General features: G+C 56.3%; 17 protein-coding genes. 16 read left to right on the forward strand and 1 reads right to left on the reverse strand.

All coding sequences use genetic code 11. The features are described 5' to 3' along the window. The first annotated feature begins 6 nt into the window (after positions 1–6). From B9Y55_RS05785 to fusA, 16 genes are all read left to right on the forward strand, one after another. Positions 7–624: an epoxyqueuosine reductase QueH gene (locus B9Y55_RS05785; protein WP_234986149.1), complete on the forward strand. Its 618-nt coding sequence runs from the start codon at positions 7–9 to the stop codon at positions 622–624. Next, positions 551–1540: an AIR synthase-related protein gene (locus tag B9Y55_RS05790; RefSeq protein WP_327078431.1), complete on the forward strand. Its 990-nt coding sequence runs from the start codon at positions 551–553 to the stop codon at positions 1538–1540. Before B9Y55_RS05785 ends, B9Y55_RS05790 begins: the two co-directional genes overlap by 74 nt. Next, positions 1540–2652: a M24 family metallopeptidase gene (locus tag B9Y55_RS05795; RefSeq protein ID WP_085544478.1), complete on the forward strand. Its 1113-nt coding sequence runs from the start codon at positions 1540–1542 to the stop codon at positions 2650–2652. The genes B9Y55_RS05790 and B9Y55_RS05795 overlap by 1 nt, the downstream gene beginning before the upstream one ends. A 342-nt stretch (positions 2653–2994) precedes the next feature. Continuing rightward, positions 2995–3153 (forward strand): rubredoxin, encoded by a 159-nt coding sequence (gene rd / locus B9Y55_RS05800; RefSeq protein WP_085544426.1) that lies wholly within the window; start codon positions 2995–2997, stop codon positions 3151–3153. A gap of 156 nt (positions 3154–3309) precedes the next feature. Next, a complete protein-coding gene (locus B9Y55_RS05805) occupies positions 3310–4068 on the forward strand; it encodes a transporter substrate-binding domain-containing protein (RefSeq protein WP_085544427.1) in 759 nt (252 codons plus the stop codon). Positions 4069–4430: 362 nt separating this feature from the next. Beyond that, positions 4431–5753 (forward strand): tRNA (N6-isopentenyl adenosine(37)-C2)-methylthiotransferase MiaB, encoded by a 1323-nt coding sequence (gene miaB, locus B9Y55_RS05810; RefSeq protein WP_143340830.1) that lies wholly within the window; start codon positions 4431–4433, stop codon positions 5751–5753. A gap of 24 nt (positions 5754–5777) precedes the next feature. Further along, positions 5778–6443 (forward strand): ComEA family DNA-binding protein, encoded by a 666-nt coding sequence (locus tag B9Y55_RS05815; protein WP_085544429.1) that lies wholly within the window; start codon positions 5778–5780, stop codon positions 6441–6443. Then, positions 6444–7844, forward strand: a complete 1401-nt coding sequence (locus B9Y55_RS05820) for a ComEC/Rec2 family competence protein (RefSeq protein ID WP_085544430.1) — start codon at positions 6444–6446, stop codon at positions 7842–7844. It abuts the gene before it with no gap. 19 nt (positions 7845–7863) lie between these two features. After that, positions 7864–8634, forward strand: coding sequence for a type III pantothenate kinase (locus B9Y55_RS05825; protein WP_085544431.1), 771 nt, complete (start codon positions 7864–7866; stop codon positions 8632–8634). A 3-nt stretch (positions 8635–8637) separates the two neighbouring features. Further along, complete coding sequence (locus B9Y55_RS05830; RefSeq protein WP_085544432.1) at positions 8638–9699, forward strand: tRNA dihydrouridine synthase; 1062 nt, start codon at positions 8638–8640, stop codon at positions 9697–9699. After that, on the forward strand, positions 9635–11146 hold the full coding sequence (gene lysS / locus B9Y55_RS05835) for a lysine--tRNA ligase (protein ID WP_085544433.1): 1512 nt from the start codon (positions 9635–9637) through the stop codon (positions 11144–11146). Before B9Y55_RS05830 ends, lysS begins: the two co-directional genes overlap by 65 nt. Before the next feature lie 5 nt (positions 11147–11151). Then, entirely contained in the window at positions 11152–13170 is a 2019-nt protein-coding gene (ligA, locus tag B9Y55_RS05840) for an NAD-dependent DNA ligase LigA (RefSeq protein WP_085544479.1), read from the forward strand. A gap of 260 nt (positions 13171–13430) precedes the next feature. Then, a complete protein-coding gene (gatC, locus tag B9Y55_RS05845; protein WP_085544434.1) occupies positions 13431–13724 on the forward strand; it encodes an Asp-tRNA(Asn)/Glu-tRNA(Gln) amidotransferase subunit GatC in 294 nt (97 codons plus the stop codon). Beyond that, complete coding sequence (gatA, locus tag B9Y55_RS05850) at positions 13721–15190, forward strand: Asp-tRNA(Asn)/Glu-tRNA(Gln) amidotransferase subunit GatA (RefSeq protein WP_200806635.1); 1470 nt, start codon at positions 13721–13723, stop codon at positions 15188–15190. The genes gatC and gatA overlap by 4 nt, the downstream gene beginning before the upstream one ends. After that, positions 15190–16656 (forward strand): Asp-tRNA(Asn)/Glu-tRNA(Gln) amidotransferase subunit GatB, encoded by a 1467-nt coding sequence (gatB, locus tag B9Y55_RS05855; protein WP_085544436.1) that lies wholly within the window; start codon positions 15190–15192, stop codon positions 16654–16656. Before gatA ends, gatB begins: the two co-directional genes overlap by 1 nt. Positions 16657–16790: 134 nt before the next feature. Next, the gene (fusA, locus tag B9Y55_RS05860; protein WP_085544437.1) at positions 16791–18869 is read left to right on the forward strand and encodes an elongation factor G; all 2079 of its coding nucleotides are present in this window, start codon (positions 16791–16793) and stop codon (positions 18867–18869) included. Between the two features lie 36 nt (positions 18870–18905). On the opposite strand, the gene B9Y55_RS05865 is transcribed toward fusA, so the two are convergent. Continuing rightward, complete coding sequence (locus B9Y55_RS05865) at positions 18906–20141, reverse strand: glycerate kinase type-2 family protein (RefSeq protein ID WP_085544438.1); 1236 nt, start codon at positions 20139–20141, stop codon at positions 18906–18908. Positions 20142–20169 lie beyond the last annotated feature (28 nt).

Consider the following 20169-nt stretch of genomic DNA (forward strand, 5'->3'; position numbering starts at 1 on the left):
TTTTCTGTGGGAAATAGGGTTCTTCTCCATATATGCTGTGGTCCCGACGGTACCGTTCCCTGGCCGGACCTTCAGGGGGAGGGATTCGACGTCACAGGCTATTTTTACGGCGGCAATATCCATCCTCGATCTGAGTATTACCTCAGGCTAGATGCGGTAAAATCGGTGGCGGAGGAGTGGGGAGGGCGACTTATCGTCCCTCCCTACGCCCCTGATCCCTGGTTCGCCCTGGCGGGCCACCTTTCGGAGGAGCCCGAGGGAGAAAGGCGGTGCTCTCTGTGTTTTCGTATCCAGCTGGAGGCCGCCGCTGCCGTCGCCGAGGCGGAGGGGATCGGCCTGATGACCACCACCTTGACCATAAGCCCTCACAAAGATCCGGAGGAGATAAACTCCATAGGTCGAGAGGTCGCTGAAAGCAGGGGGCGGATCTGGATTGACAGGGTTTGGAGAAAGAAAAACGGTTTTAAGCGGTCTCTGGAAGAGTGTGGCCGTCTGGGGCTGTATCGTCAGAATTACTGTGGCTGTATCTACAGTTTAACGAATCGAGATGATGTCGTTGGAAAACCGTGTTCAGTTGGGAAAGCTCCCTCCTGCGGAGCTGGAGTCTCAGATACTGAGATATAGAGGGGCAATTCGACCGGAGGTTCTGGTCGGTCCGGGAATAGGCGAGGATGCCGCCATTATAGAGTGGCCCGACGGCAAGCTCCTGACCGTATCGTCGGACCCTATCGTCGGAGCGAAAGAAGGGGCTGGCCGTTATCTGGTCCACGTAAACGCAAACGACATAGCCTGCAAGGGAGGGGACCCGGCCTACATGGTGGTTACCCTGATAGTCCCTCTTTCTATGGGAAAAGGTTTCGCCGAGAGGACCATGGCGGAGATAGATCAGGAGTGCCGAAAGATCGGCGTGGCAGTCGTAGGAGGTCATACCGAGATAACCGACCGCTACGAAAACCCTGTGGTCATGGGCACCATGATAGGGACCACCCAGTATCGATACAGGTCCGAGAGTCTCGCCCCAGGAGACGTCCTCTTGGCGACAAAGCATATAGGACTGGAGGGTATGGCCATACTGGCCCACGACAGGCCCGACCTGCTTCAATCCGCCTCTAAGGAAGAGCTGGAGGCCATGTGTCGATGGTTGGAGGATATATCGGTCCTCCCTGAGGCCACCGCCATAAGGCACCTGTCCAAGTTCATGCACGACCCCACAGAGGGCGGCTTTCTCGGCGGCCTTTCGGAGCTTTCCCGTCTAGGTCGAATCGGAGTGGAGGTCGATTTTTCCTCCCTTCCTCTCGACCCTATGACCGTGAGGTTTTCCCGTGAGCTAGGGTTTGATCCTCTTAAATTAATATCCTCCGGGGTCCTGCTGGCGGTGGTTCGGGAGGCAGAAGTAGAGGAGGCCCTGACCGTACTGGCTCAGGGAGGCATAGATGGTTCGGTGGTGGGCAGGATAGTCGAAGGTCCTGGAAACCTGGAGGTCTCCACGGAGGAGGAGCTTTGGCGACTTCTTGATATGCCCAGAAGGGAGATTTTGTGATGGCTTTTGAACACCTCTGGAACAGGGTTGACAGGCTAAGGAAAGCGATGAAGGAGAGCAATCTGGATGCCGTTCTCCTTCTGGATATGGAGCGTTTCGGGTGGGAGAACGTTTTCTATCTCTCCGGTTTCAGAGGCAGTTCCGCCGCGGTTCTCATAACCGACGACGACGCTGTTATGGCTACCGACGGCAGATACGTCGCTCAGGCATCGGAGCAGACCCCCTTTAGGCTTCTGGTCCAGAGCAAAAACCAGACTCTTCTGGATATGGCGGAGGAGATGTTGCGCCGACATGGAGTCAAGTCCTGCGGCTTTGAGGGAGAGACCATAACCTACAATACCTACCGGAGTCTGAGGGATTTTCCGGTGGATTGGGTCGATCTGGAGGGTATGGTCCCCGCTCTCAGGAGGAAAAAGGACGAACTGGAGGTCTCTATTATCGTCGAGGCTTCGAGAATAGCCTCTAATGCCTACGAAAGGGCCCTGCAGGACGTAGCTCCAGGGATGACCGAACTGGAGTTCGCCCAGTGCCTTGAGGGCCATATCGTCTCAATGGGAGGAGAGGGAGGCTGGCCTAACAGCTCCTTCATCGTCGCCTCAGGGGTGAGAAGCTCCCTTCCTCATGGGACCGCCTCCACTAAGAGGATGGAGAGAGGCGAGTGGGTCACCGTCGACTTTGGGGCATCCTACGGGGGATATATGTCCGACCTCACCAGAAACTTCTCCCTCGGGGAGGTCTCGGATCCCGAGTTTATACGTATACACGAAATACTTCAGCAGGCCCATCGATGTGGGGCGGAGGCAATCGCTCCGGGAAAGATCGGCAAGGATATAGACAGGGTAGCTAGATCGGTCATAGAAGGAGCTGGCTACGGAGAGTTCTTCGGTCACGGTCTGGGCCATGGCCTTGGAGTGGAGATACACGAGGCCCCTAGGCTATCTCCTCGTTCGCTGGATGTTCTTGAGGTCGGTGATGTGGTCACAGTAGAGCCGGGGATATACCTCCCCAACAGAGGAGGCCTTCGACTTGAGGACGATTATCTGGTGACTTGCGAAGGAAGCCGTAGGCTCTCCGAGGGACTTTCTCAGGATTTTGTGGTTCTCGACCTTTAAAGCACCTCTAAAAACTCACATTTGAGTCCCCTCGGAGAGACCGTCCCGCCTACGCCCTGTCTCGCCCAAACGTATACTCGACCTGCCTGTTTCGTACGAACCGCCTCGGAGGGCACGTCCTGTGCCCCCTCGGCTTGGGGCGACGTCCTGTCGCCCCATTCGTATTACACGACGGCATGTCGAGTATACGGGCTCAAATGGGCTAAGTCGGAACGATCTCTCCGAGGATCAGAGTTTCTAGAGATCCCTTTTAGCCTTTTGCCCTTTTCACCAGGTGGTGTATAATCCTTATAGGATCACTCCAGATAGAGTGAGTCAATTTAACGAAGGGGGATACATCACATGAAGAAATACGTATGCACCGTCTGCGGCTGGGAGTACGATCCGGCGTTAGGAGACCCCGACAGTGGCATAGCTCCAGGAACGGCCTTTGAGGATATCCCTGACGATTGGGTCTGTCCTGAGTGCGGAGTAGGCAAAGATCTATTCGAGGAAGCGTAGGCTTTTTCGTGATCAATCAAAAGGGAGGGGATATCCCCTCCCTTTTGTGTTGTCACCCCCTTTGAACGGATGTTTATTCTGGAACCTTCTTATTGACAAAAATTCCTTTTGCCCTATAATTACCTCAGTTTTTCAGTTTTTATAGGAGGTGTCTTTTTGAAAAAGTCGATTTTTACCGTGGTATTGGCGTCTGTGTTGTCTTTCGGTGCGGCTTGGGCCGATGGTTCGGCGATGGATAAAGAGGTGTTGCTGGTGGGGACCGAGTCCACCTTCAAGCCCTTTGAGTTTAGAAACGAGGCCAACGAAATAGTAGGTTTCGATATGGATATGATATCCATCATCGCCGAAAAACTGGGAAAGAAGGTGGAGGTGGTGGATATGGCCTTCGACGCCCTTATTCCCTCCCTTCTCACCGGTAAGATCGATATCATCGCCGCCGGAATGAGCGCTACCCCTGAAAGGGCCAAAAGGGTGGCCTTCTCTAAGGTCTATTACCGCACTCCCGATGGATTTACCGTCAAGGCCGACAGAGAGGACATCTCCTCTATTGAGGATTTAAAGGGAAAGGTGGCAGCGGTTCAGCTAGGGACCATCCAGGACGCTTTTCTCTCCAAGATGGACGGTGTGGAGGTCAAGAGATACCAGAAGACCGACGATGCCTTCAGGGAGGTCCTTCTCGGTCGGGCGGACGTGGCCTGTGTGGACGGCACGGTTACCAAGGACAACCTGGCCTCCAACAAAGATTACACAGGAAAGCTGAAGATAGCCTTTTTCCACCCTACCTCCGATAACGGTATGGCACTGGCTATGAGCCTGAAAGATCCCCTGCTGCTCCAGAAGGTCGACGGAGTTCTAGCGGAGATACTGGCGGGAGAGGAATACCAAAAACTGAAGGATAAGTGGAATATCGACTAAAGGGCACCTCTAAAAACTCTAATCCTCGGAGAGATCGTTCCGACGGAGTCCATTTGAGCCCGTATACTCGACATGCCGTCGTGTAGTCGAATGGGGCGACAGGACGTCGCCCCAAGCCGAGGGGGCACAGGACGTGCCCTCCGAGGCGGTTCGTACGAAACAGGCAGGTCGAATATACGATTGGGCGAAACAGGGCGTAGGCGGAACGATCTCTCCGAGGGGACTCAAAGGTGAGTTTTTAGAGGTTCCCTAAAGCTAAAAGGAGATCGTCAAAAGGAGGCCTAGGGCCTCCTTTTTTCGTGTCCTCTTTTAGGTTAATATAGGCGGCAGGATATCGGGGTCAGAACAGGAGGATGTTTTTTGTGAGTAGCTTCGCCATAAAGATTTACGGTTGTCAGATGAACGTCTACGATGGGGATAAGATAAGGACCTCCCTGATCGACAGAGGGTGGGAAGAGGTCCTGGAGGATAAAGCGGACGTGGTTATCTACGTCGGGTGCAGCATAAGACAGAAGGCGGAACATAAGGTCTGGAGCGAGATAGGGCTTTACAGGGGCAGATGGGAGGAGGCCGGTAGCCCTAAGGTGTGTCTGGTGGGTTGCATGGCCCAAAACGTAGGGGAGCAGATGTTTCGCCGCTTCCCATGGCTCAGGCTTATCGCCGGTCCTAGGAGCCTAGGTCTGGTTCCCGACGGTCTCGTGAGGGTTATGGAAGGTGAGAAGGTAAACCTTCTGGACCAGGATCCCCGGGCCTTTATGGATCTCGACGTAACCCCGGTTCACCGGGTAAACCGATGGAAAGCCTACGTCACCATAGCCCATGGATGCGATAATTTCTGCACCTACTGTATAGTTCCCTACGTAAGAGGTCGGTTTATGTCCAGGAAATCCGGTGATATCCTGAGAGAGGTCAGAGAGCTTGTGGACGACGGAGTCAGAGAGATCACCCTGTTAGGGCAGAACGTCGACACCTACGGGGCGGATTTCGATCGGCCCTATCGTTTTTCCGATCTGCTGAGCGACGTGGCCCAGGTCAAAGGGGTGGACCTGGTGAGGTTTATGACCTCCTACCCCAGTGACTTCACCAAAGACGTGGTCTCGGTTATAGGGGAAAATCCGGCTATCTGTACCGGCATAAACCTACCGATCCAGTCGGGAAGCGACAGGATCCTGAGAAAGATGAACCGTCACTATACCCTGGAGGAGTACGACGAGACTGTGAGGGCCATTAGGGAAGGTCTACCGGAGGTGGGCCTCACCTCCGACCTGATCGTGGGATTTCCCGGAGAGACGGAGGAGGATTTTCAGGATTCCCTGGCTGCCCTGAGAAAATATCGGTTCGATCAGGTCCACACAGCAGCATACTCTCCGAGGGAGGGAACCCCTGCGGCCAAGATGGACAATCAGATAGACAGGGCGGAAAAATCGAGAAGGCTACAGGAGGTAAACGCCCTACAGGCTGAGATAGCCAGGGAGATAAACTCCGCTTTGGTAGGGAGGACCTACAGGGTGTTGGTGGACGACAGGGCCCAAAAGGGGGAGGGGCTGTTGCAGGGAAGGACTAAGACCGACAAAGTCGTCCTCTTCCCCGGGGATCCCTCCCTCATCGGCAGTTTCGTGTCGGTGGAGATCAAGAGAGCGAACAACTGGTCTCTTCATGGCGATATTTTGGAGGTCGAAAATTAATAATCTTGTCAGGAGGTCTCTAAGTTGAAAGGCAGAAGTAAGGCTCTTCAGGTAGGTCTGATACTGTTCGGTCTGGTCTGTTTTGGCGTGGCGGGGATTGTGATAAAGACCTTCTCCGGTCGATGGGTCGACGACGACGGTCCCACCGCCGTCGCAGGGCCCGCCCTTTCCTCCCCTAAAAACACCGAGCTTAAAGTGGAGGAACCGGAGATCTGGGTGCTTTACGTCACCGGTGGAGTCAAATCGCCGGGGGTATACCGTCTTCCGCCGGACAGCAGGGTCTTCCATCTGGTGGACTCCGCCGGGGGCCTTGCCTCCGATGCCGACGAGACGGGGATAAATATGGCCGCCCCTCTGGTCGACGGCGAGCACGTCCACGTTCCCCTTCGACCGAGCTTGGTGAGGGATACGGCACAGCTGCCTTCAGGTCAACCTCAAGGGGGATATAAGGTGTCCACCTTGCCCCCTCCTTCAGGGAGCGGGACCGGGAGGAGCGGTACGGTAGACCTTAACAGAGGGTCCCTTCATGATCTCCAGACCCTTCCAGGGATAGGCCCTAAGACCGCTCAGGCTATAGTTTCCTACCGGGAGGACGTAGGGCCCTTTAAGTCGGTGGACGACCTTATCAAAGTCAAAGGTATAGGGACCAAAAAGCTGGACTCCATCCGTTCTATGGTAACGGTGAGGTAGTTGGATCTTCTAGCGGAAGCTCCCTCTCTGGTTATCCTGGCGGCGACCTGTATCTCCGCGGTGCTCTGGGGCTCGTCGATACTCTCCGGGGCGGTGGCTGGATTGATCTCCTTGGGAATATCGTCGGTGGTCTGTGCTAAGTGGGACAGAGGGAGGTTGGTCGTCGCCCTCTCCGTGGCCTTGCTATCCCTCTCCATCTCCTGGTGGTGCTCCGCTCGGATGGGCATGGTCTCCCCTCCTCTTGGCATGGCCTCCGGCGAGGTCGTTCTCGAGAGATCCTGGGGAAAGAGAGTGGCTATGGTCATAAAAGGGGACCAAGGAGCGGTGGTTGCCAAGGTCTCACCTGAGAGGTCCTTTCTGGAGGGGACGAAGTTAGAATGGACAGGCAGGATCGAGCCGCTGATGGAGCCCAGGGATGGAAACCCTTTCGACGAGAGGTTATATTGGCTGGCCCGGGGGGTGACAGGGGTTCTAGTGCCAAAGGAGATGGTATATCGAGGGGACGGCGGAGGGATACATTATCTGAGGTCGGTCCTTCGGGAAAGGATTCAATCCTCCTTGCCCCCTCTGACGAGAGGATATCTTCTGGCGGCCCTTTTAGGCGACAGGGATCCAGAGTTGGTCGAGCCCCATAGCCGATGGGGGACCGCCCATCTCCTGGCGGTCTCGGGCTTTCACGTGGGGCTGGTCGCCCTCCTGGCCTGGGCCTTTCCCTGGAGGGGACGATGGAAGTGGATCATCGTGTCCGCCTTTATGTGGATGTACGTGCTTCTAGCCGGAGCTGCCGCAAGCGCCCTGAGGGCTGCGCTGATGGTTCAGGTGGCCCTTTGGGGCCTGGCCTTTGGCAGGCGCTCGTCGGTGGTCAACTCGGTCGCGGTTGCCTCTTTGGCGCTCCTTATGTACAGGCCCTGGTGGTTCTGGGATCTGGGATGGCGGCTATCGGTGGTTTCCGCTTTGGCTATTTCCGCTCTGATGACCGTAAAAGTCAAACGTAGGTGGATAACCGTTCTATGCGCCAGTCCTCTCCTTTGGACGGTGACCGCACCGATGATATCCGGGGCCTTTAAGACGGTGCCTCTGGCTGGGGCGGTGCTGAATACGGTGGCCTTGCCCGCTTTTTCCGTGCTTTTGCCTCTGGCAGTGCTGTTCTCCCTTCCCTCTTTGATGGGCCTCCCAGGAGGGGGTCTAGTCGCTGTAGTCCCGGAGGGGGCCTTTGCCCTGTGGGGATACGGGGCCTCCATGGTCGAAGGTCTTCCGGTCCTCCGATGGTCTCCGTGGATGGTTACCCTTTCCTGTGTCTCCCTCGGGGCGATACTGTCGATCCGGTTTCGAGTGTCTCCGGTGAGGGCAGGGGTTTTAGCCCTGATCCTAGCTTTGTTTGTGGCTTATTTTTACAATTGAGAGAGGAGCTCGTTTCTTTATGATTTTAACCGTAGACGTAGGAAACACCACGACGGTTGTGGGGCTTTTCAGAGGCGAAGATCTGGTCCGGCACTGGCGTCTGGTCTCGGAGAGAAAGACCTCCGACGAGGTGGGCATACTGCTTTTAAACCTGCTAACACTGTCCTCTATTTCCCCTTCGGAGATAAAGGGAGCTGCCCTGTCCAGCGTCGTCCCTTCCCTGGACGGTATTATCTCCGAGGCGATCGAGAACTATCTGTCCGTTCCCTGCCTGAAGGTGTCCTCCGATCTGGATCTAGGAATAGAGGTAGCCTATAGAAATCGCTGGGAGGTAGGGGCGGACAGGCTGGTCAACTCGGTGGCAGGGGTACATCGTTATGGCTCTCCTCTGGTGGTAGTGGACTTCGGAACCGCCATAACATTGGACGTAATATCGCCGGAGGGGGCTTATCTCGGCGGAACTATCTCCCCGGGCCTTGTCACCAGCATGGACGCCCTGTTCGGAAAGACCTCCAAGCTCCCTCAGGTAGCACTGGAGGCGCCGAAGAGGGTCATAGGCGATAGCACCATGTCGGCCATCCAGTCCGGGGTGGTCTACGGAACCGCAGGAGCGGTGGACGCGTTGGTGAGGCGTATATGGGACGAACTTGGGGTTACGAGCCCCGTCGTCGCAACAGGAGGCCACGCCGCTACGGTGGCAAAGGTGTCCAGCACCATCGCCTACGTGGATCACTGGCTTACCCTGGAGGGGCTGAGGCTGATATACTCCAGGCTTGGAGGAGCGGTTTAGGGTATGGCGATAACAGTAGGACGTATCTCCATAGAAAATCCCCTGATGCTATCTCCTCTGGCTGGTATCACCATCCCGGCTGTTAGGCGGCTTTTTTGGCGACTGGGCGTGGGCCTCGCTCACACCGAGATGGTGAGCTGTGCGGGGCTCATAAGGGACAACGGCAAGACCGAGAGGATGCTTCATCGTGCTCCTGACGAAGGGCCTTTAGTCCTTCAACTTTTCGCCGGCGACGTGAAGACTTTAGTCGGTGGTGCAGAGGTGGCTCTCTCTTTGGGAAATCACTTTCAAGCCATAGGGATAAACATGGCCTGTCCTATGCCTAAGGTGCTTAAAAAAGGGGCTGGAGCCAGGCTTTTAGACAGAATGGACGTGGCGGTGGATATGGTCAGGGAGCTTAAATCCCTGGGGCTCCCGGTCTGGCCGAAGATCCGAAAGATCGTCCCCGACGGAGACGGACCGGACACATTGAGGTTCGCCTCTGCCCTTATAGATGCCGGGGCGGATAACGTAGGGATCCACGGTCGGACCGCTCCTCAGAGGTACGAGGGGAGGTCCGATCCCGAGGAGGTTCTCAAGGTGGCTCGGAGGTTCCCCGGTATGATATCCGCCTCGGGGGATATGACCGATTTCGAGTCGATATCGCACATGATGGATGGGGGCTGTGTCTCGGTGTTTATGGCCAGAGGGGCTATATCCGATCCCTTCGTCATTCCCCGAATTCGGTCTAAAATGGGCTATAATATCGGGAATTGCCCTTTCCCCCAGGAGCCGACTCTGGAGGAGAGGGCGGGGCTTTTCGCCTCCCTCGCCGAGGATCTGTTGTCCCTTCACGGGGAGAGGGTGGCCCTCGTCATGTTAAAACGCTTTATGTCCGGTCTCTTTCGGGGTGTCCCCGGATGCGGACCTTACAAAAGATCTATAGCTTCCGTCTCGGACTGGCCTCAGGCGATGGACCTGGTTCTGGACTGGAGGCGATATTTTGAAAGGGGAATATGGAATGAGCGATATGGAACGGAACACGGTGACGCCCGAGGAGGAGATCCTCAGGCAGAGGCTCGATAAGCTAGGAAGACTGAGGGAAGAGGAAGGATACGACCCCTACGTCCACGAGACCTGGGACGTCAAACAGTCGCTCAACCAGATCAGGGCTGAACACGACGATATAGAGGTAGACCAGCATAAGAAGGATGTCCCTCTGTCGGTGGCCGGAAGGCTCATGACCGTCCGTAAGCAGGGAAAGGCGTCCTTCGCCAACGTCCAGGACGAGACGGGCAGTATGCAGCTCTACTTCCAGCTGGACGCCATGGGGGAGGAAGGCTACAGGTTCTTCAAAAAATGGATCGACGCTGGTGACATAGTCGGTATAGAGGGCCATCCCTTCAGGACAAAGAGGGGAGAGCTTACCATAGCGGTGACCCGCTGTGTCCTGCTCTGTAAGGCTATCAGGCCTCTGCCGGAGAAGTGGCACGGTCTCACCGACATGGAGGTCCGTTACAGAAAAAGGTACGTCGATCTCATAGCAAACCCGGAGGTCAGAGACGTGTTTCGCCAGAGGGCCAAGATTATCTCCTCGGTCAGGAAAACACTGGAGGATCACGGCACTTTAGAGGTGGATACTCCTATTCTCTCCTATCTGGCCGGAGGGGCTAACGCCCGCCCCTTCGTCACCCACCACAACGCCCTGGACCTGGATATGTACCTCAGGATAGCCACAGAGCTTCACCTCAAGAGGCTGGTCGTCGGCATGATGGGCCGGGTCTACGAGATGGGGAAGAACTTCCGCAACGAGGGAATGGACGCCATGCACAACCCCGAGTTCACCGCCATGGAGGTCTATTGGCCCTACTGCGACTACAACGACATGATGGACCTCACCGAGGAGATAATAAGAAAGGCCGCCGTGGACGCCACAGGAAGCACCACCGTGAACTGGCAAGGGACCGAGCTGGATCTTGCCAAGCCTTTCAGGAGGATCTCCATGGTGGATCTGGTCAAAGAGCACTGTGGAGTGGACTTCGACGCCATAGAGACCGACGCTCAGGCCAGGTCTATCGCCGAGGGCGAGGGATTGGCGGTCGAGGGCAACGAGAGCAAGTTCAAGGTCCTTCTGATGATGATAGAGGAGTTCGTGGAGAAGAAACTGGTCCAGCCCACTTTCGTCATGGGCCATCCTACGGAGATCTCCCCTCTGTCCAAGAGAGATCCGGAAAAGCCCGACTACACCCACAGGTTTGAGCTGTTTGTCTGTGGCAGCGAGGTGGCCAACGGATTCAGCGAGCTTAACGACCCGATCGACCAGAGGGCCAGGTTCGAGGACCAGGCCAGGCTGAAAGCCGAGGGTGACGACGAGAGCCATCCCTTCGACGAGGACTTTATCAACGCCATAGAGCAGGGACTTCCGCCGACGGGAGGGCTCGGTATCGGCATAGACAGGCTGATAATGTTTTTGACCGACAGCCGGTCTATAAGGGACGTCATACTGTTCCCGACGATGAAGCCCAAGGCGTGATACCTATGGACAGTATTCCCTCGGAGGTCCTTAAGCGATATCAGGACCTAAAGGAGGCCATCGCCGGTCACGATTATCTCTACTACGTTCTGGACAGGCCTGAGATAGACGACGACGGTTACGACGCTCTGATGAGGGAGTTGCTCCGCCTTGAGGCGGAGCAACCGTCTTTAATATCCCCTGACTCCCCCTCCAGGAGGGTCGGAGGAAAGCCTCTGGATAAGTTCGAGAAAGTCCGCCACTCCCAGCCTATGCTGAGCCTTGACGATGTGTTCGACCTCCAGGAGCTGGAGGGCTATCTGAGGAGGGCTCAGGGCTCGATAGAGCCGTTCCCATGGACCTGTGAGCTCAAGATAGACGGTTTGGCGGTTTCCCTTACCTACGTAGAAGGGGTCTTCGTCAAGGGGGCCACCAGAGGGGACGGAACGGTAGGGGAAGACGTAACGTCCAACCTCCTCACGGTCAAGTCACTTCCCCTAAAGCTAAAAGGGCCGGTCCCCCATGTCCTGGAGGTCAGAGGAGAGGTCTATCTGTCCAAGAGGCGGTTCGCCCGTCTCAACGAGGAGAGGGAGGAGCTGGGAGAGCCTCTCTTCGCCAACCCCAGAAACGCCGCCGCCGGTGGGCTCAGGCAGTTGGATCCTAAAATCGCCGCCTCCAGAGGGCTGGACCTTTTCGTCTACTACGTCGTCGATCCCCTCTCCCTGGGGCTTGAGTCTCAAGGGGAGGTCCTCCGTTGGCTTGAGGAGAGAGGTTTCCCCGTCCAGAGGGCCTGGAAGGTCTGTTATGATCTGGAGCAGGTTAAGGATTTTATCTCCCTGTGGCAGGAGGACCGTTTCTCCCTCCCTTACGTCACCGACGGAGTGGTCGCCAAAGCCGATCCCCTTTCCCAGTGGGAGAGGCTCGGCAGGACCGCCAGGGCCCCCAGATGGGCGGTGGCCTACAAGTATCCACCCGAGGAGAGGATGACCCGACTGATAGATATAGAGATCTCCGTGGGCCGTACCGGAGCCCTGACCCCTGTGGCCATACTGGATCCCGTTAACCTGGCTGGCTCGGTGGTCAGAAGGGCCAGCCTTCACAACCAGGATGAGATAAGTGCCAAAGACGTCAGGATAGGCGACGCAGTGGTGGTCCGAAAGGCGGGGGAGATAATACCGGAGATCGTCTCGGTGGATACCTCTCGTCGTACCGGATCGGAGGAGCCTTTCGAGATGCCCCAGTTCTGTCCTGTGTGCGGATCGAAGGCGGTCAGGCTACCTGATGAGGCGGCTTTGCGCTGTCCAAATCGGTCATGCCCCGCCCAGATGAACGAGGAGATCCGCCATTTTGCCTCAAGAGGCTGTATGGATATCCGTGGTCTGGGAGAGAGGGTCGCCGCCCAGCTGGTGGAGTCGGGGCTGGTCAAGGATCTTGCGGATATATACGAGCTTAGAGAGGAGCAGCTTGCCTCTTTGGACAGGATGGGGCCTAAATCGGCCTCAAACCTGGTGCTGGCTATCAGGGCCTCCAGGGACCGTCCTCTGGCCGCCTTGATAGCAGGCCTTGGGATCCGTCACGTAGGAAAGGGCGTCGCCGATGTGCTTGCGGAGAGATATCGGTCTATGGATGCACTGGGAGAGGCTTCTGCGGAGGAGCTTTCTCAGGTTGACGGCATAGGCCCGGTGATAGGTGCCTCGGTGGCGGCGTTTTTCTCCGATCCAAAAAATAAAGAGACCCTCAATAGGCTTAAAGATCTGGGGGTAAAGCTGGAATCGGAAGAGAGGGCCTCAAAGGGGAACTCCCTTGAGGGGCTGACCTTCGTCTTTACCGGCGAGCTGGAGAGGTCCAGCAGGGCCGAGGCCCAGAACCTGGTCAAGTCCCTTGGCGGTAAGGTCACGTCGTCGGTGAGCAAGAAAACCGACTACGTCGTAGCTGGGGCATCCTCCGGCAGCAAGCTGGAGAAGGCCCTGTCCTTAGGGGTCTCGGTCCTGGACGAGGAGGGCTTTTATTCCCTCCTGGACGAACGGAAAAAAGGGGATCTCTAAAAACTCACGTTGTAGTTTCCTCGGAGAGACCGCTCCGCCTGCGCCCTGGCCCAATCGTATACTCGACCTGCCTGTTTCGTACGAACCGCCTCGGAGGGAACGTCCTGTGCCCCCTCGGCTTGGGGCGACGTCCTGTCGCCCCATTCGACTACACGACGGCATGTCGAGTATAGGGGCTCAAATGGGCTTCGTCGGAACGATCTCTCCGAGGAACAGAGTTTTTGGAGATCGTCGAATATAACTAAGAAGGAGGAGTAGACGTGAAAATAACCTCTGAGGACCTTAAAAAGGTGGGGGTTCTCGCTCGGCTTGAGGTCGGCGAGGATGAAGTGGCCCCTCTCACGGAACACTTCAACTCCATACTGGACTATTTTGGAAAGCTGGACCAGTTGGATCTCTCCGGCGTAGATCCCTTTACGTTGGAGGACTCTCAGCCCCTTAAGCTCAGGAAAGACGAGGTGGTCTCCTGGGAGGATCGAGATTCCATACTGGATCAGTCTCCCTCCAGAGAGGGCAACTTCATAAGGGTTCCCAGAATAGGAGGGGATAGCTGATGCTTTACCGTCTTTCAGCCTGCGAGATCGCAAAGGGTATAAAAGAGGGGCAGTTCTCCTGTCTGGAGGTAGTGGAGTCCTGTCTCGGCAGGATAGACGAGGTGGAGCCCGATGTACACGCCATGATATCCACCTGGCGGGATCAGGCCATCGCCAGGGCCAAGGAACTAGATTCAAGGCTGGCTTCCGGCGAGGACATAGGACCTATGGGAGGGGTTCCCATAATCCTCAAGGACAATATGTGTACCTCCGGCCAGCCGACCACCTGTGCCAGTAGGATCCTGAAGGGCTGGATGCCTCCTTACGACGCCACGGTGGTCGAGCTACTCAACGACGGCGGTGCGATCGTTTTAGGGAAGGCCAATCTGGACGAGTTCGCTATGGGTGGCTCCACGGAGAACTCGGCTTTTGGCGTGACCGCTAACCCCTGGGATCTGGAGAGGGTCCCAGGTGGCAGCTCTGGCGGAAGCGCCGCCGCCGTTGCGGCGGGATACGTGCCTATCTCTTTGGGCAGCGATACCGGTGGCTCCATAAGGCAGCCTGCCTCTTTCTGCGGCATTTACGGCCTTAAGCCCACCTACGGAAGGGTCAGCCGTTATGGTCTGGTGGCATTCGCTTCATCTTTGGATCAGATAGGTCCTTTCGCCAGGACAGTGGAGGATCTCGCACGAATAATGGAGGTAATAGGTGTACCGGACCATAAGGACTCCACCAGCCAGGACGTGGCGAGATTCGACTTTTCCTCCGCCCTGAGAAGATCGGACCTTAAAGGCAAGAAAATCGGTGTTATAGAGGAAATAGAGAGTTACGACTACGATCCCAGGGTGAAAAACGCCCTGAAAGAGACGGTCCAGGCATGTAGAGACGAAGGGGCGGAGATAGTCTCTATATCCCTCAAGGCGGCTATAGAGTACGGCATGGCCAGCTATTACATCCTGGCTCCTGCGGAGGCGAGCTCCAACTTGGCCCGTTACGACGGCGTTAGATACGGCCATTCCTCTAAAGAGGCCGATTCGGTGGTGGACCTTTACCTCAAGACCCGCCGAGAGGGGTTCGGCGATGAGGTCAAACGTCGTATCCTCACCGGAACCTACGTCCTCAGCGCCGGGTTTTACGATGCCTACTACCTGAAGGCCCAGAAGGTCAGAAAGGCCATTAAAGAGGAGTTCGCCAGGGCCTTCGAGCAGGTGGACTCCATAGTCCTGCCCGCCTCTCCGACCCCTGCCTTTAAAATAGGGGAGCTGGTGGACGATCCTATGGCAATGTACATGGCCGACGTCTTCACCATTCCGGTCAACATGGCAGGGCTTCCAGGGCTTTCGATGAACGTAGGTTTCTCCAAGGAGGGGCTCCCTCTAGGGGTCCAGTTCATAGGCCCTAGATGGGGAGAGGAAGAGCTTATCGGGACCGCCGCGGTCATGGAGCGGCGGTTCGGCAAGGCCAAGATTGCCCGGGAGGTTGTGTGATGTCTCTTACCTTTACGACGGTCATAGGGCTGGAGATCCACGTCCAGCTCGCTACGAAGACAAAACTGTTCTGCGGCTGCTCCACCGACTATATCGGTGCCGTTCCTAACTCGAATATCTGTCCCCTCTGCACCGGACAGCCTGGAACCCTCCCGGTCCTCAACGAGAGGGCCGTGGAGCTTGGAATCAGGGCGGGACTGGCGTTAGGGTGTCGCATAAACAAAGTAACCCGTTTCGACAGAAAGAACTATTTCTACCCCGACCTTCCTAAGGCTTACCAGATCTCCGAGTTCTACGTTCCCATAGCCGAGAAGGGATCCCTCACCCTGGTTGGGGACGATGGAGAGCCTCACAAGGTCGGCATAACCAGGCTTCATCTGGAGGAGGACGCAGGAAAGCTGGTCCACGGGGCATCCGACGGCAGGATCGTGGGGTCGACCCAATCCTTCGTCGACTACAACCGCTCCAGCGTACCGTTGGCTGAGATAGTGTCCGACCCGGATATCACGTCCCCCAGAATGGCCAAAGACTACGTCTCCACGGTCAGACAGATGGTCAGGTATCTCGGGGTGTCTGACGGAGACATGGAGAAGGGGTCCATGAGGGTCGACGCCAACATATCCCAAAAGGTCTCCGACGGACGATGGGGCGACAGGGTTGAGATAAAAAACATGAACTCCCTGAGGGCACTTGAGAGGGCACTGGAATACGAGATAGAGAGACAGAGGGCCATTCTCTCCGATGGTGGAAGGATAAAACAGGAGACGAGAAACTGGGATGACAGTGCCGGTGTGACCAGCTCCTCAAGGAGCAAGGAGGAGTCCAACGACTACCGCTACTTCACCGAGCCAGACCTTCCCCCTCTGGTGCTGTCTCAGGAGTTTATAGACGGTATAGCCCGGTCCCTGCCCGAACTGCCCTGGGAGAAAAAGGCCAGATACGAGGAGGAGTACGCCCTTCCCTCCGACGATATAGGGGTGCTGACCGAGCAGGTCGATCTGGCCCATTTCTTCGAGGACTGCGTATCCCACGGGGCCTCTCCCTCAAGGGCCTCCAACTGGGTGAGGACCGAGGTGTTAAGGGTGATAAACGAAGGTGGTGGCCATATCTCCAGCTTCCCCATTTCCCCCAAATCCCTCGCAGGGTTGCTTAGGTTGGTCGAGGATAAAAAAATCTCCACCACCGCGGCCAAAGAGGTCTTCGATGGGATGGTATCCGGTATGGAGCTGGAGAAGGCCATAGAGAGCTGTGGGGTAACCGCAGGGGCCCTCACAGGGGATGCTTTGCTTCAGGTCGTTCGATCGATTATCGAGGGCAATCAGGACGTGGTCGAGGTTATCAGAGCCGGTCAGGACAAAAAGGACAAGAAGAAAAAGTTTCTTCAAGGTCAGATAATGAGGGAGGCCAGAGGTCAGGCGGATCCCAGGGAAGTGTCGGAAATTCTCGATTCTGAACTGTCCCTATGATTTAGACCTGCCTTTCTGGTACAATAGTGAGGTAGTGAAAGCTTCATCGAGGGGCCTCTTTTTCGTCAGGGCTATCTTGGAAGCGGAGTACCATACAGAACGAAATAAACGCTCACTCTCAAGGAGGTACGAAGATGGGGTATAAGCCAGAGGACATTCGATCGATCGCTATTGTCGCCCACGGAGGAGCAGGCAAGACCTCTCTGACCGAGGCGATGCTCTTTGACGCCGGCGTAACCAGCAGGCTTGGGACCGTGGATAACGGCAACACCGTGACCGACTTCGGAACTGAAGAGCAAAAGCGTAAGATATCCATCAGCACCGCATTGGCGAACCTGGAGCACGAAGGCAAATCGGTGTTTCTCATGGACGTTCCAGGGTACGCCGACTTTTTAGGGGAGATGAGGTCTTCCCTGAGGGTGGCCGACTCGGCGGTGGTAGTGGTAAGTGCTGTGGACGGTGTGGAGGTCCAGACCGGAAAGGCCTGGGAGTTCGCCGAGGACTTCGGTGTTCCGGTGGTGTTTTTCGTCAACAAGATGGACAGAGACCACGCCGACTACGCTCGCACCGTAGAGGACATAAAGGAGCAGATGTCCGGCAAGGCCCAGAGTTTCTACCTCCCTATAGGTAGCGAGTCCAACTTCAAAGGCCTAGTGGACGTCCTTAGGGAGAAAGCCTATATCTACAAAGGCGACGGCTCCAAGGAATTTGAGGAAGTCGCCGTTCCCGGGGATATGAAGGACGCCATGAACGTCAAGAGGGGCCAGCTTGTCGAGAGCATCGTCGAAGAGGACGACGAGATGATGATGCGTTATCTGGACGGCGAGGAGATCCCTCTTGAGGAAATGTGGCCTTATCTCAGAAAAGCCATAGTCGCCAGGAAGATATTCCCTATCCTTCCTGGTTCCGCTACTGCCAATGTCGGTGTTCCCCAGCTTCTTGACGTCATAGCCAATGAGCTTCCCTCGCCTCTGGAGAGCCGACCAAGGCCAGCGGTGGACGGAGACGAGGCGACTGTCGTGTCCCCCGATCCTTCCGCGCAGTTTTCGTCCCTGTGCTTCAAGGTTATGGTGGATCCCTACGTAGGCAAGCTGAGCTTTATAAGGGTTAACTCGGGGACCTTGACCTCCGATCAGAACATCTACAACGTAAACCGCCAGGAAGAGGAACGTATAAGCGGCTTCAAGGTCATGCAGGGCAAGGAAGGCAAGGACGTCAAGGAGCTGGTTACCGGGATGATAGTGGCCATACCTAAGCTCCAGAGCACCAGGGTCGGCGATACCCTTTCCGTAAAGGGAGCCACTGCGGTGTTCCCGCCTATAAAATTTCCCCATCCGGTCTACAGCGTGGCGGTCGACGCCAAGAGCAGAGCCGACGAGGACAAGCTCTCCACCTCTATGCACAGGATGATGGAAGAGGATCCTATCCTCCGTTTTGAGAAGAACCCCGAGACTGGCGATAACGTCCTGTCGGGCATGGGAAACCTTCATCTCGATATAGTCCTAGCCAGGGTTAAAGAGCGTTACGGTGTCGATCTCGACGTAAGGACACCGGAGGTCCCCTACAGGGAGACCATCCGAAAGACCTCCAAGGCTCAGGGTAAACACAAAAAACAGACCGGTGGACACGGTCAGTACGGCGACGTCCACATCGAGTTCTCTCCGCTTCCGACGGGAGAGGGATTCGTCTTCGAGGACAAAATAGTGGGCGGTGCGGTGCCTAGACAGTACATTCCCGCCGTCGAGAAGGGGCTCAAAGAGGCCCTGAACAAAGGGGTCCTCGCTGGGTTCCGTACGGTGGATTTCAAGGCCACCTTGGTGTTCGGCTCCTATCACGACGTAGATAGCTCGGAGATGGCCTTTAAGACCGCCGCTCACCTGGCTTTCAAAAAAGGCATCGCCGAGGCGTCTCCTGTGCTTCTCGAGCCGGTGATGGACGTAGAAGTCACGGTGGCCGACGACTACCTAGGCGACGTTATGGGCGACATGAACACCAGGAGAGGCCGTATCATGGGTATAGACTCTATAGGCCGTCTTCAGGTGGTAAAGGCTCAGGTCCCCATGTCCGAGATGTTCCAGTATTCCATACAGCTTCGTTCTATGACCTCCGGTAGGGGTAACTTCACCATGGAGTTCTCCCACTACGATCCAGTCCCGGAGGATATATCCAAAAAAGTCATAGCCAGGAGACAGTCCAGCCTGGAAGAGGAGTAGCGTAATAGGGGGCGGTCGACTTTCTCGACCGCCCCTTTATGTGCATAACATCACCACAAGGTCGTTTACGTTTGTCCCTGTCGGCCCCGTGTCCACCAGGTCTCCCGATGCCATCAAAGCTCGGTTGCTGTCGTTTTCCTCCAGGGCTTTTTTGGGATCTATACCGGCTTCGACCATTCGGAAGAAGCTTTGTCCATCAACGATACCCCCAGCGCTGTCGGTCGGTCCGTCGGTCCCGTCCGACCCGATGGACGCTAGGGCTATCCCCTCTATACCTCTGATGTCTATTGCCCCGGCCAAGGCCAGCTCCTGGTTTCGGCCGCCTAGGCCGTCTCCTCTGACGTGGACGACCGTTTCCCCTCCCAAGATGAAGGCCTTTGGTCCTTTACCAGCGTGATATCGCCCTATAGACGCTAGAAAAGACCCAGCCTCTTTAGCCTCACACCTGAGGCTGGCGGTCAGCACCGTCGTCTCATATCCGAGAGCCATCGCCCTCTCGCTTGCAGCGGAGCAAAGCTTCGTCACGTCTCCGACCGAGATAGTCTCGGAGAGTGTAAGCGTCTTGGGGGTCTCCATGTCCATGGCCTCTTTCATCGCCCGGGTCAGGTAAAGTCGATCCTTATCTGCGATCATATAGGCCTGTTCTCTTGTGGCCCTGTCCGGCATGGTCGGGCCCGATGCCACAGCCTCCAGATCGTTGCCAACGATGTCGGAGAGTATCAGCGTCGTGACCCTAGCAGGGGACGCTGCCAGGGCCAGTCTACCGGCCTTGACCATGGACAGACGTTTTCTGACGACGTTTATGTCCTCTATCGGGGCCCCTGATTCCAACAGGGTCCGATTGATCGATATGAGGTCTTCCAGATTTATGCCTGGCATCAGGGATTCCATCAACGACGACCCCCCGCCGGACAGGAGCACCATGAGGTGGTCCTGCTCGTCCAAAGACGAGGCCAAGCTCAAAGCGAGGGCTCCAGCTTTAAGGCTTCTGTCGTCCGGGATTGGGTGTCCTGCCTCCATGGCGAAAAAACCCGGGATATCCTCCTTGAGGTGTCCTGTTTTCGTTATTATGATCCCACGAGCTATCCTGTCTCCCAGAGCGGTGTCGGCGGCTTTCGCCATGTGCCAGGCGGCTTTTCCGACCGCCAGACATGTGATCCTGTCTCCAATATCCAGTTTCCCCAAAGCCTCCAAGGTGGCTTTTTGCGGCATGTTCTCGCCTATGCTGTAAGTGGCTATTTCCAGACAGTCCGATCTCAGATCACTCGCCATAAATCAGCCCCCCTAAAAAGTAAGAGAA

The sequence above is a fragment of the Dethiosulfovibrio salsuginis genome (assembly GCF_900177735.1).
In the GTDB taxonomy this organism is placed as follows: Bacteria; Synergistota; Synergistia; order Synergistales; family Dethiosulfovibrionaceae; genus Dethiosulfovibrio; species Dethiosulfovibrio salsuginis.